This window comes from Burkholderia sp. Bp9031, from assembly GCF_003857965.1.
Taxonomy (GTDB): domain Bacteria; phylum Pseudomonadota; class Gammaproteobacteria; order Burkholderiales; family Burkholderiaceae; genus Burkholderia; species Burkholderia ambifaria_A.
In genome coordinates this window covers 254259-266992 of sequence record NZ_QTPW01000003.1, presented here as the reverse complement: position 1 = coordinate 266992, position 12734 = coordinate 254259, and the positions used below count along the sequence as shown (strand labels likewise).

11 protein-coding genes and 1 pseudogene are annotated in these 12734 nt (G+C 67.6%); 11 read left to right on the top strand and 1 reads right to left on the bottom strand.

From position 1 onward, the window contains the following. The first annotated feature begins 100 nt into the window (after positions 1–100). From DIE15_RS06315 to DIE15_RS06280, 8 genes are all read left to right on the top strand, one after another. Positions 101–1303 (top strand): MFS transporter, encoded by a 1203-nt coding sequence (locus DIE15_RS06315; protein ID WP_124832675.1) that lies wholly within the window; start codon positions 101–103, stop codon positions 1301–1303. Positions 1304–1332: 29 nt separating this feature from the next. Next, a complete protein-coding gene (locus DIE15_RS06310; protein ID WP_124832674.1) occupies positions 1333–1656 on the top strand; it encodes a MoaF-related domain-containing protein in 324 nt (107 codons plus the stop codon). Positions 1657–1672: 16 nt separating this feature from the next. Beyond that, positions 1673–2635, top strand: coding sequence for an LLM class oxidoreductase (locus DIE15_RS06305; RefSeq protein WP_124832673.1), 963 nt, complete (start codon positions 1673–1675; stop codon positions 2633–2635). Positions 2636–2783: 148 nt separating this feature from the next. Then, entirely contained in the window at positions 2784–3590 is an 807-nt protein-coding gene (gene dkgB / locus DIE15_RS06300; RefSeq protein ID WP_124832672.1) for a 2,5-didehydrogluconate reductase DkgB, read from the top strand. A gap of 69 nt (positions 3591–3659) precedes the next feature. Next, positions 3660–4775 carry an alkene reductase gene (locus DIE15_RS06295; protein ID WP_124832671.1) on the top strand — a complete coding sequence of 372 codons (1116 nt, stop codon included), beginning with the start codon at positions 3660–3662 and terminating at the stop codon, positions 4773–4775. 20 nt (positions 4776–4795) lie between these two features. Beyond that, on the top strand, positions 4796–5758 hold the full coding sequence (locus tag DIE15_RS06290) for a cyclase family protein (RefSeq protein ID WP_124832670.1): 963 nt from the start codon (positions 4796–4798) through the stop codon (positions 5756–5758). Positions 5759–5798: 40 nt separating this feature from the next. Continuing rightward, the gene (locus tag DIE15_RS06285) at positions 5799–6803 is read left to right on the top strand and encodes an aldo/keto reductase (RefSeq protein ID WP_057925647.1); all 1005 of its coding nucleotides are present in this window, start codon (positions 5799–5801) and stop codon (positions 6801–6803) included. A gap of 255 nt (positions 6804–7058) precedes the next feature. Next, a complete protein-coding gene (locus DIE15_RS06280) occupies positions 7059–7841 on the top strand; it encodes an SDR family oxidoreductase (RefSeq protein WP_057925646.1) in 783 nt (260 codons plus the stop codon). An 80-nt stretch (positions 7842–7921) separates the two neighbouring features. On the opposite strand, the pseudogene DIE15_RS06275 reads toward DIE15_RS06280, so the two are convergent. Beyond that, positions 7922–8248 (bottom strand): annotated as a pseudogene (locus tag DIE15_RS06275) (O-methyltransferase); the annotation flags it as partial. Positions 8249–8839: 591 nt separating this feature from the next. Between DIE15_RS06275 and DIE15_RS06265 the strand changes: the two are divergent. The 3 genes from DIE15_RS06265 (at position 8840) to DIE15_RS06255 (ending at position 12622) form a co-directional block, all read left to right on the top strand. Next, positions 8840–10228 carry an NCS2 family permease gene (locus tag DIE15_RS06265; RefSeq protein WP_057925645.1) on the top strand — a complete coding sequence of 463 codons (1389 nt, stop codon included), beginning with the start codon at positions 8840–8842 and terminating at the stop codon, positions 10226–10228. A 464-nt stretch (positions 10229–10692) separates the two neighbouring features. Continuing rightward, positions 10693–11613 carry a LysR substrate-binding domain-containing protein gene (locus DIE15_RS06260; RefSeq protein ID WP_057925644.1) on the top strand — a complete coding sequence of 307 codons (921 nt, stop codon included), beginning with the start codon at positions 10693–10695 and terminating at the stop codon, positions 11611–11613. A 226-nt stretch (positions 11614–11839) separates the two neighbouring features. Beyond that, a complete protein-coding gene (locus tag DIE15_RS06255) occupies positions 11840–12622 on the top strand; it encodes an ABC transporter substrate-binding protein (RefSeq protein ID WP_057925643.1) in 783 nt (260 codons plus the stop codon). Positions 12623–12734: the final 112 nt, after the last annotated feature.

Here is a 12734-nt window from a genome sequence, read left to right as displayed (position 1 = left end):
GTTGACTTCAAATCAAAACAATTTGATTTATAGACCCGTTTTTCCGCAAAAGTAAAGCCGGCACACTGCGATCCATCCTAACTGGAACCCGGATCCCATCATGCCACTCGCCCTGCTGGCGCTGACCATCAGCGCCTTTGCCATCGGCACGACCGAATTCGTGATCGTCGGGCTGATCCCGACGATCGGCGCCGATCTCGGCGTCAGCCTGCCGTCGGCCGGCCTGCTCGTCAGCCTCTACGCACTGAGCGTCGCGATCGGCGCGCCGCTCCTGACCGCGCTCACCGGCCGCGTGCCGCGCAAGACGCTGCTCGCCGCACTGATGGCGCTGTTCACCGTCGGCAACCTCGTGGCCTGGCAGGCGCCGAGCTACGAATCGCTGATCGTCGCGCGCATCCTCACCGGCCTCGCGCACGGCGTGTTCTTCTCCGTCGGCTCGATCATCGCGACCACGCTCGTGCCGAAGGACAAGGCCGCCAGCGCGATCGCGACGATGTTCAGCGGGATGACCGTCGCGTTCGTCGCCGGCATTCCGCTCGGCACCTTCATCGGCCAGCACTTCGGCTGGCGCGCGACGTTCCTGATCGTCGCGCTGTTCGGTCTCATCGCGTTCCTCGGCGCAGTGGCGTTCGTGCCGCGCGGCCTTCCGCAGACACCGCCGGCACCGCTCGCCCGTCAGTTCCGCGTACTGGCCCAGCCGCGCCTGCTCCTCGTCTACGCGATGACGGCGGTCGGCTACGGCGGCTCGCTGATCGCGTTCACCTACATGGCACCGCTGCTCGAGCAGATCGCCGGCTTCACGCCGTCGCAGGTCAGCCTCGTGCTCGTCGGCTACGGCGTGTCGGTCGCGTTCGGCAACGTATGGGGCGGCAAGCTCGCCGACAGCGTCGGCCCGATCAAGGCGCTCAAGCGGATCTTCCTGCTGCTCGCGATCGTGCTGCTCGCGCTGACCTTCACGGTGCACGTGAAGTGGCTCGCGGTGCTGACGATGCTCGCATGGGGCGCCGTCGCCTTCGGCAACGTGCCGGGCCTGCAGGTGTATGTCGTCAAGCAGGCGCGCCACTTCGCGCCGGACGCCACCGACGTCGCGTCGGGCTTCAACATCGCCGCATTCAACCTCGGCGTCGCCGGCGGCTCGTCGCTCGGCGGCCTGATCGTCGCGAACGTCGACCTCGGCCATACGCCGTGGATCGCCGCCGTCGTCACGCTCGGCGCGTTCGCGCTAACCGCGCTGAGCGGCCGTCTGGACCGCAGCGAAGGCTTGCCGGAACGCACGGCCGAACCCGTCGAACTCGCACATTGAACGTCACTTTCTCGCAGGAGCCCATCAGCATGAACGCATCGACCCAACGTCCGCCGTTCGCCGGCAAGACTTTCGAAGTCCGTTACGACGGCCTGGCCGCCCTCAACGCGTATGACGAGGACGGCCTCCACATGCGCTACGAGATCACCGAAGGCGCATACGCCGGCGCGAAGGGCGAAGTCTCGTACACGTGGCAGCACGTCGCCGGCGAAACCTACGCGATCTCGTGGCAGGAAGCCGACCGCGCGACGGTCGTGCACATCGACGATTTCGCCGCCGGCACGTCGCGCTCGTTCTTCACCGCGGCGTCGCTCGATTTCTACCGGCTCGAAGGCAGCCTGCGCGCGGTCTGAACGGAGGCGCCCGATCATGTCCACTTCACTCGACAGGCTCGCCGACGGCGGCTTCAGCGTCGGCATCGAGCTGCCGCTCGACAACGACTGGTCGCCGGCCGGCGACGCGAAGCGCCAGCATGACGGCCGCCGCCCCGGCGTGCCCGACCTGGAAAGCCATGCGGAACTCGCGCGACTGGCCGATACGCTCGGCTTTCGCGCGCTCTGGGTACGCGACGTGCCGGTGTACGACCCGTCGTTCGGCGATGCCGCGCAGGTGTTCGAGACGTTCTCGTATCTCGGTTACCTCGCCGGCATCACGAACGACATCCTGCTCGGCACGGCGGCCGTCGTACTGCCGCTGCGCGAACCGCTGCTGACGCTGAAATCGGCCGCGACGATCCAGGAACTGAGCGGCGGCCGCCTGCTGCTCGGCGTCGCGAGCGGCGACCGGCCGGTCGAATATCCGCTGTTCGGCCGCGACTTCGCATCGCGCGGCGCGAATTTCCGCGACCAGATCGCGCTGCTGCGCGACGGCGCGCGCGAGCACCTGCCGCCCGGCCTGGAAGTGCTGCCCGCCGCACGCTCGCCGGTGCCGCTGCTCGTCGCGGGTCTCGCGCAGCAAACGCCCGCATGGATCGGCGAACACATGGACGGCTGCCTCGCCTATCCGGGCGCGCCGGCCGATCACCTGCAGCGCGCCGCGAACTGGCGCGCGGTGGCCGGCAACAAGCCGTACGTGAGCTTCATCCACCTCGACCTCGCGGAAGACCCGCACGAACCGCTGCAGCGGCACCGCTTCGGCGCCCGCGCCGGACGCATCGCGCTGACGGAAGAACTCGCGGCGATGCGCGACGCGGGCGTGCAGCACATCGGCCTGCATTTCCGCCGCAACCGCCGCCCGCTCGACGAGACGATGTCGGAGATCGCCGCGGACGTGCTGCCGGTGTTCCACGCGAACGCCGCCGCGGGCACGAACGCGCGAACGGGCACCGCCTGAGACTGGCATGCCGGCAGCCGGCCGGATTCACGACGCATATTTGAATTTTAATCAAATATTTTTGACCTCTAACGGCGTTTATCTCATCAGTCTCGAGCGCCAGAATGACCTCCATACCGCAACCGTTCCCCTCTCCCAGGAGCCCACGATGAGCAACATTCCCGCATTCGGCCTCGGCACGTTCCGCCTGCAGGGCCAGGTCGTCATCGACTCGGTCCGCAATGGCCTCGAAGTCGGCTACCGCGCGATCGACACCGCGCAGATCTACGGCAACGAAGCCGAAGTCGGCGAAGCAATCGCCGCATCGGGCGTTCGCCGCGAAGACCTGTTCCTCACGACGAAGATCTGGGTCGACAACTACGCGCCGGACAAGCTGGTCGCGAGCCTCGAGGAAAGCCTGCGCAAGCTGCGCACCGACACCGTCGACCTGACGCTGATCCACTGGCCGGCGCCGGACAACGGCGTGTCGATCCAGGCATTCATGACCGCGCTGGCCGACGCGAAGGCGAAGGGCCTCACGCGCCAGATCGGCATCTCGAACTTCAACATCGAACTGACGAAGGAAGCGATCGCGGCCGTCGGCAAGGATGCAATCGCGACGAACCAGATCGAACTGAGCCCGTACCTGCAGAACCGCAAGCTGGTCGACTTCCTGAACAGCGAAGGCATCCACGTGACGTCGTACATGACGCTCGCGTACGGCAAGGTGCTCGGCGACCCGGTGATCGGCGCGATCGCGCAACGTCACCACGCGACGCCGGCGCAAGTCGCGCTCGCGTGGGCGCTGAAGCTCGGCTATTCGGTGATTCCGTCGTCGACCAAGCGCGAAAACCTCGCGAGCAACCTGCTCGCGCAGACGCTGCGCCTCACCGACGAAGACATGGCGCAGATCGCCGCGCTCGAGCGCAACGGCCGCGAAGTCGACCCGGCCGGCCTCGCGCCGAAGTGGGACTGAACGCACCGCCCGCCCTTCGCTATCCGATTCGCCGCGGCCCGACAGCCGCGGCACCGACAGGACACCACCATGACCCAGGACCCGCTTTTCCAACCGCTGCAATTCGGCGCGCTGACGCTGCCGAACCGCATCGTGATGCCGCCGATGACGCGCTCGCGCGCCAGCCAGCCCGGCGACGAAGCCAACGAACTGATGGCCGCGTATTACGCACAGCGCGCGAGCGCCGGCCTGATCGTCAGCGAAGGCACCTACATCGCGCCGCTCGGCAAGGGCTACGCATGGACGCCCGGCATTCACACGCCGTCGCAGGTCGCCGGCTGGCGCAAGGTGACGGACGCCGTGCATGCAGCACACGGCCGCATCTTCGCGCAGCTCTGGCACGTCGGCCGGCTGAGCCACACGAGCCTGCTCGGCGGCCGGCAGCCCGTGTCGTCGTCGCCGATCCAGGCGAAGGGCGTCAACGTGTTCATCGCCGGTGAGGACGGCAGCACGCCGGGCTTCGTGCAGGCGTCCGAGCCGCGCGCGCTGTCCGTCGACGAAATCCGCGAGGTCGTCGATCAATACCGCGCCGCCGCCCGCCACGCGATCGAAGCCGGCTTCGACGGCGTCGAGCTGCACGGCGCGAACGGCTACCTCGTGAACCAGTTCATCGACTCGAACGCGAACACGCGCACCGACGCGTACGGCGGCTCGCTCGAAAACCGGCTGCGCTTCCTGCGCGAAGTCGCGCAGGCGCTGATCGAAGGCACCGGCGACGCATCGCGCGTCGGCATCCGCCTGGCACCGCTGACCACGCTGAATGGCTGCGTCGACGACGATCCGGAAACGACCTACCTCGCCGCCGCGAAGCTGCTCGGCGAACTCGGCGTCGGCTACCTGCACATCGCGGAAGCCGACTGGGACGACGCGCCGCTAATGCCGGTCGAATTCAAGCGACAACTGCGCGCCGCGTACCCCGGCGTGCTGATCTACGCCGGTGCGTACACCGCCGAGCGCGCCCGCGAAGCGATCGCCGCCGGCTGGGCCGACCTCGTCGCATTCGGCCGCCCGTTCGTCGCGAACCCCGACCTGCCCGAGCGCCTGCGCACCGGCGCCGCGCTCGCGCCGCACGATCGCAACACGCTGTTCGGCGGCGGCGCAGCAGGCCTGACCGACTATCCGACGCTCGCGCAAGCCGCGGCCTGACCCACCCACGGGAGTCCGGAATGAAAGCAATGCTCGCCCGGCTCGCGCTCGCCGCGATCCTGCCGTTCACGGTTGCCCAGGCGGCGCACGCCGCACCGGCCGCCCCTGCGGCCGACTGGTATCCGTCCGCGTATGGCGCGAACGACGAGATCGGCGCGGCCAACCTGCTGACGCCCGACGTGATCAGGCAGGCGGTCGGCCTCGTGAAGGCCGGCAAGACCTATCCGCTGGCCGTGCCGGTCGACAAGGACCTGCCGGCGTTCCGCCATCGCAGCTTCCGGCTGTACAACGTGCAGGTCGGCCAGCAGGCCGGCAAGAGCCTTGGCCCGAACAAGTTCACGTTCAACGACGAACTCGTCAACGCATGGACGGGCGTCGGCACGCAGCTCAACGGCATCGGCCACATCGGCATCGACAACGTCTACTACAACGGCAACAAGGCGGCCGATTTCGTGACCGTCGACGGTGTGAAGAAGCTCGGCGTCGAGAAGGTGCCGCCGATCGTCACGCGCGGCGTCGTGCTCGACATGACCGCTTACTACGGCAAGCCGATCGTGCCGGGTGGCACCGAGTTCACGGTCGCGGACATCCAGGCCGTGCTGAAGAAGGAGGGCCTGACGCTGCGCAAGGGCGACGTGGTGCTGTTCAACACCGGCTGGCTCGAACTGATCAGCAAGGACAACAAGCAGTTCCTCGACGTCGAGCCGGGCATCGGCATGGAAGCCGCGAAGTGGCTCGCCGATCAGGGCATCGTCGCGTTCGGCGGCGACACATGGGCGTCCGAGGTCTATCCGAATCCGCACACGAAGGACGAATTCCCGATCAACCAGTACATGCTCGCGAAGCGCGGCATCTACAACCTGGAGCTGATCGACAGCCGCGCGCTGGTGCGCGACAAGGCGTGGGAATTCCTGTTCGTGCTCGGCCAGCCGCTGTACGTCGGCTCCACGCAGGTCAACATCAACCCGGTCGCGATCCGCTGATCCCGCGGGCCGTTCGTCTACCGGTTGCCGGAGAATTCACATGAGAATCACGCTCCCTTCCCGCCTGGGTTTCGGCACAGCGCCGCTGGGCAACATGTATCGGGACATCCCGAACGAAGAAGCACTCGCCACGGTCGACGCGGCCTGGAATAGCGGCATCCGCTACTTCGATGCCGCGCCGCTGTACGGTGCGGGCCTCGCGGAGTTGCGCCTCGGCGAAGCACTCGCTGGACGCCCGCGCGACGAATACTCGCTCGGCACAAAGGTCGGCCGACTCGTGCTCGACGAGCACGAGGATGCATCGCAACGCGATCTCGGCGAGAAGGGTGGGCTATTCCGCCACGGCCGGCCAAACAAGATCGTCTACGACTACACGGAAGACGGCACGCTGCGCTCGATCGAAGCGAGCCTCGAGCGACTGCGCACCGACCGCCTCGACACCGTGTGGATCCACGATCCGGCAATCGACTTCCACGGCGAGCGCTGGCTCGACGTGTTCGACGTCGCGATGTCGGGCGCGGCCAAGGCGCTCACGCGGCTGCGCGACGAGAAAGTCATCAAGGGCTGGGGCCTCGGCGTGAACCGGATCGAACCGTGCGAGCTCGCGCTCGAACGTTCGGACCCGGACGGTTTCCTGCTCGCCGGCCGCTACACGCTGCTCGACCATGCGGACGCGCTCGAACGGCTGATGCCGGAAAGTGTCGCGCGCGGGCTCGGCATCATCGTTGGCGGACCGTACAACTCCGGCGTGCTCGCCGGCGGCACCCACTTCGAATATCAACCTGCAACGCAGGAAATGCTCGATCGAGTTGCACGCCTCAGGCAGCTCACCGAGCAGTTCGGCGTCGATGTTCGTGCGGTGGCACTGCAGTTCTCGCTCGCGCATCCGGCCGTCGCGGCCGTGATCCCCGGCGCGAGCCGGCCCGATCGCATCGACGAGAACCTGCGGCTCGCGTCGGCGCCGATTCCGGCCGGCCTGTGGGACGCACTGAAGGCCGAACGCCTGATCGCGGAACACGCACCGACGCCGGCCGGCGCGGCCTGAGCGTGAACCCGAGCCGCACGATGCCCGTGCCGGCCACACGCATCGTGCGGTAACCCGCGGTATCCGGCACGCAGGTCCGGTTGGTTCGCGCGGCGCCGCCGGTTGCGGCGACGCGCGGCCATGGCCGACCACGAACGACACGCCATCGCGCCCGCATCCTGCAACGCGCCCGGCGAACGGCCCGCAGCAATGGTTTCCCTTTCCGGCGTCGCCATCCTCGGTCGGTGGCACCGCCCCTTTTTTCAGGAACAGAGCATGAGCACGCAAGCATCGAAACTCGCCCTCGTCACCGGCGGCTCGCGCGGCATCGGTCGCGCAACATCGTACGAACTGGCGCGACAGGGCTACATCGTCGCGGTTCACTATCGCGCCGACCGCGCGGCGGCAGAACAGACGCTCGCCGGCATCCGCGAACTCGGCGGCCGCGGCTTCGCGATCCAGGCCGACCTCGACGCGCCGGACGGCGTCGCCACGCTGTTCGACGCGTTCGACCGCGCCGTCGCGGAACAGAACTTGCCGGCCACGCTCGACGTCCTCGTCAACAACGCCGGCGTCGCCGACGGCGGCACGCTGGACGACACGTCGGTCGAACTGTTCGACCGTCAGTTCACGCTGAACGTGAAAGCCGTGTTCTTCGCAACGCAGCAGGCCGTGAAGCGCATGCCGCGCGGTGGCCGGATCGTGAATCTGTCGAGCGTGCTGTCGAGCCGCGTGTTCGAAGCCGGCGGCAATTTCAGCGCGATTTCCGCGTATGCCGCCTCGAAGGCGGCCGTCGATACGCTGACGCGTCACTGGGCCGTCGAGCTCGGCCCACGCGGCATCGTCGTCAATGCCGTCGCGCCCGGCCCGGTCGATACCGACATGAACGCGAGCTGGCTGCGCACCGACGACGGCCGCGCGACGATGACGTCGGCCAGCCCGCTCGGCCGCGTCGGCACGCCGGAAGACATCGCGGGCGTGATCGGCTTCCTCGCGAGCCCGGCGTCGCAATGGACGACCGGCCAGGTCATCGACGCGAGCGGCGGCTACCGCCTGTAACCCCGTTGCCGCCGGTTCGATCGGCGGCACGGATCGGTGCGCCCGCAGCGGGCGCCGCACGTTCAATGCGTTTCGCGGGCTCAGCCGATCCGCGTCGACAGCTCGACATCGCCGCCGAACGGCACCGACAGGTAGCCGTTGCGCGGCGCACGCACGTAAGCAAGGTAGTCGGGGCTGACTTCCGCGTTGTCGGCGACGACAAACGCACCGGGCCGCAGCCGCGGCTCGACCCGCGCGAGGATCTCCGGATACAGCGCCTTTGCGCCGTCGAGCAGCAGCAGGTCGACCGTATCCGGCAGATCGCCGGTCAGCGTGTGCAACGCCTCGCCTACGCGGATCTCCACCAGATCGGCCAGCCCGGCCGCCTCCAGATTGGCATGCGCCCGCGCGACCTTCGACGCTTCGAAGGCGTTTTCGGAAACCGAACGCACGTCTGCGGAAATCGACGCGTACTCGAGCGCGGTGGCCGACATGTTCTGCGCGCATCTCGCGCAGCACGCGCGCGGCACCGGTATCATCCGGATGCAGGTTGCGCGCGGCGGCGCATCGCGTCACGCGCGGCCGTTCTCACGCGCCTGCGCGGCCCCGACGAAAGACATCAGTAAGCTTCAATGCATCACCCCGCCCCGCCCTGCCCGCCAACCCCGCATTCAAATAATCGCCTTAACGGATTCGAACTAGGCGTATACACGCGTTCCGCGACGACGAAGCCCCGTTGCACGCCGATATAAGCGCTGCGACATGCGCTGCATGCTCTTCCCCCAATGGGACGTGATGAGCCGTTCGCCTAACCTTCGCTACGGCAAAGCACACGTGACGGGGTCGACCACACCACGCGTCGTACGACGCGACACCCTCGCGTCCTTCGGCGCGCGTACGACGACACGAATCACGCGTCATGCGTCCCCACGACGTTGCCGATTATTTCAACCAGATACGAGACACCCTGACGACGGTCCGCTACAGGCCGTTTCAGCATGCTGATAAAGGAGCAACTCATGAGTGATACCCCGGTGCAGCCGACGGTCGGCGTCGGCGCGGAAGAAACGGACCTCGGCACCACGGGAGTCATCGACCGGTACTTCGGCATTTCGTCGCGCGGCAGCACGCAGCGCCGCGAGATCGTCGCGGGCGTGACCACCTTCCTCGCGATGGTCTATTCCGTGTTCGTCGTGCCCGGCATGTTCGGCAAGGCCGGCTTCGACACGAGTGCCGTGTTCGTCGCGGTCTGCCTCACCACGGCCTTCGGTTCGCTGCTGATGGGCCTGTGGGCGAAGCTGCCGATCGCGATCGGCTGCGCGATTTCGCTGACGGCGTTCACCGCGTTCGGCCTCGTGCTCGGCAAGGGCCTGCAACCGACCGTCGCGCTCGGCGCCGTGTTCCTGATGGGCCTCGTGTTCACGGGTATCTCGGTCACCGGCGTGCGCTCGTGGATCCTGCGCAACCTGCCCGCGGGCGTCGCGCACGGCACCGGGATCGGCATCGGCCTGTTCCTGCTGCTGATCGCGTCGAACGACGTCGGCCTCGTGATCAAGAACCCGGGCGCCGGCCTGCCGGTCTCGCTGGGCCAGATCACCGCGTTCCCGGTCATCATGTCGGTCGTCGGCCTCGCCGCGATCTTCGGGCTCGAGAAGCGTCGCGTGCCGGGCGGCATCCTGCTCGTCGTGGTCGCGATCTCGCTGATCGGCCTCGCGTTCGATCCGGCCGTGAAATACCGCGGCATCTTCGCGCTGCCGTCGCTGAGCGCGCCGGGCCATGCATCGCTGATCGGCGCAATGGACATCAAGGGTGCGCTGTCGATGGCCGTGCTGCCGAGCGTGCTGGCGCTCGTGATGACCGCCGTGTTCGACGCGACCGGCACGATCCGCGCCGTCGCCGGCCAGGCGGGCCAGCTCGACGAGAACGGCCGCATCATCAACGGCGGCCGCGCGCTGACCGCCGATTCGGTCAGCTCGATCTTCTCCGGCTTCCTCGGCGGCGCGCCGGCGGCGGCCTACATCGAGTCGAGCGTCGGCGTGGCCGCCGGCGCGAAGACGGGCCTCGCCGCCGCGGTGGTCGGCCTGCTGTTCCTGGTCGTGATGTTCTTCTCGCCGCTCGCGGGCCTCGTGCCGTCGTACGCCACCGCACCGGCGCTGATGTACGTCGGCCTGCTGATGCTCGGCAGCGTGAGCAAGCTGCACATGGACGACATGGTCGACGCGATGTCGGGCCTCGTGTGCGCGGTGTTCATCGTGCTGACCGCGAACATCGTGACCGGCATCATGCTCGGCTTCTCGACGCTCGTGATCGGCCGCATCGCCAGCGGCGAATTCCGCAAGCTCAACGTCGGCACCGTGCTCATCGCGGCCGTGCTCGTCACGTTCTATCTCGGCGGCTGGGCGATCTGATCGAGGATCATGCGCGACGTCGCTGGCGAAAAGGGCGGCGCGCATCGGGACGACAACGTCTCCTCCACCATCGTCATTGATGGTCTCCAGGCCTGGGAACGCATGTTTCCAGGCCTTTTTTGTCGGTAAGGCAGGGTGCGACGAACCGTCCGTCGGCGCTGCGCCGACCGCCCGACGCATGATCGTCACTTCATGCGGATCAACGGCGGACGACACGACATGGCGCGCACGCTACGGGTTGCGCACGCAACCGGTTCGGCGTACGTCCGCACGCAGATCGTCGGTCGGCCGGCACGTCGGGGCACAACGCAGCAGCGCGCGCCGGCGGCACGCCGCCGCCGGGACGATCGGCCCCTACGCCCGGCCGGGCACCTTTGCTGCGCGTGCAGCGTCCGCCGTCGCGGCGCGCTACCCTATCGATCTTCGCGCCGGCGCCCCGCCCGCCGCCAGATCCGAACCGATCGATGACCCGCATCCGAAACCACCTGAACATCGCGCAGCTCCAGGCGTTCGTCTCCGCCGCGCATCACAAGAGCCTGCGCGCCGCCGCGCGCGAACTCGGCGTCACGCAGCCCGCGATCACGCATACGATCCGCGAACTCGAGACGGCGCTGAACGCGGAACTGCTCGTGCGCAGCGTGCGCGGCGTCGAGCTGACCGCGTGCGGCCATGCGCTGCTGCCGCGTGCCGAGCAGCTGCTCGGCGACATGCGCCGCACCGTCGAGGCCGTCGAGCAGGTGAAAGGAGAAATGTCGGGGCGTGTCGCGGTCGGCACGATGCCGTCGATCGCGCTGACCGCGCTGCCGCATGCGGTCACCGCATTCCGCCGGTCGATGCCGAACGTCAGCCTGCATCTCGAGGAAGTGACGGTGCCCGACGCGCTCGCGCAGTTGCGCAACGGCACGCTCGACATCGCTGCAATGCACCATGTGCCCGCCCTCGACCGCGATTTCACGCAGGTGCCGCTGCTGTCGACCGAGTTCACCGTCGTGATGCGCGAAGGCCATCCGCTCGCGCACGCGCGCCGATTAGAGGAATTGCTCGACGCCGAGTGGATCGTCACGGTCGGCGCCGAGCAGTTCCCGCACAGCGTGATGATCGCGATGTTCGAGGCGCGCGGGCTGCCGCTGCCGAAGCGCCTGCTGCGCTCGCCGATGTCGTTCGCGGTGACGCTCGGGCTCGTCGCGCGCTCCGACGTGATCGGCTGCTTCACGCGCCCGCTGGCCGCGATGGTCGCGCCGCTCGGCATCCGCACGGCCGAACTCGACGAAAGCATGCCGCGCTTCGACCTGTCGATCATCGCGCGCCGCGACCTGCTGCCGACGCCCGCCGTCTCGCAATTCGTCACCTGTCTGCAGCGCGCGGTCAACGAAACGCTCGGTTGAATCGTTCCTTCGTCTGAAACGGTCGCGCGGCGCACGCGCGGCCGTCGGGTCCGGTATCGGGGCTTGTCCTAGGCGCCCTGCCGGTATTTTGTCTTGATAATCTTGCGCACGTCGCGCGCCCGCATCGGGCAGGCGAAACGGACAGTCCGACGCGAAGCCGCGCCGGACCGAAAGCTTACGGCGCGGCACAACCGCGCACCCATCGAACAAAACGAGGAGTCACCGAGTGAAAAAGATTCTTGCGGCTGTGACCGTGGCCCTGCTCGCCGTATCGGCCGGCACTGCCTACGCGAAGGACTGGACGACCGTGCGCTTCGGCGTCGACGCGAGCTACCCGCCTTTTGAATCGAAAGACGCGAGCGGCAAGGTGGTCGGCTTCGACGTCGATCTCGGCAACGAGATCTGCCGCCGCATGAACGCGAAGTGCGTGTGGATCGAGAACGACTTCGACGGGATGATCCCGGCACTGAAGGCTCGCAAGTTCGACGGCGTGCTGTCGTCGATGTCGATGACGCCGGCGCGCCAGGAACAGATCGCGTTCTCGTCGAAGCTGTTCAACACGCCGACGCGCCTCGTCACGAAGAAGGGCACGGGCCTGATGCCGACGGCCGAATCGCTGAAGGGCAAGTCGGTCGGCGTCGAGCAGGGCACGATCCAGGAAACCTACGCAAAGACCTACTGGGCGCCGAAGGGCGTGAACGTCGTGCCTTACCAGAACCAGGACCAGGTCTACGCCGACCTGATCTCCGGCCGTCTGGACGGCGCGCTGCAGGATGCGGTGCAGGCTGAAATCGGCTTCCTGAAGACGCCGCGCGGCGCGAACTTCGATTTCGCCGGCAAGGACATCGACGATCCGAAGACGCTCGGCAACGGCGCCGGCATCGGCCTGCGCAAGGAGGACACCGACCTGAAGACGAAGATCGACGGCGCGATCGCCGGCATGCGCAAGGACGGCACGTACGAAAAGATCGCGAAGAAGTACTTCGATTTCGACGTGTACGGCAAGTAACGCCGCGCAACGCGCGCTTCGCATCCGCGCAGACGGGCTCCGCAAGGAGCCCGTTTTTTTTGCGTACGTGCGACGCAAAGCTGCGGAAAACGCCCGCCCGAGGGGCTGCGGG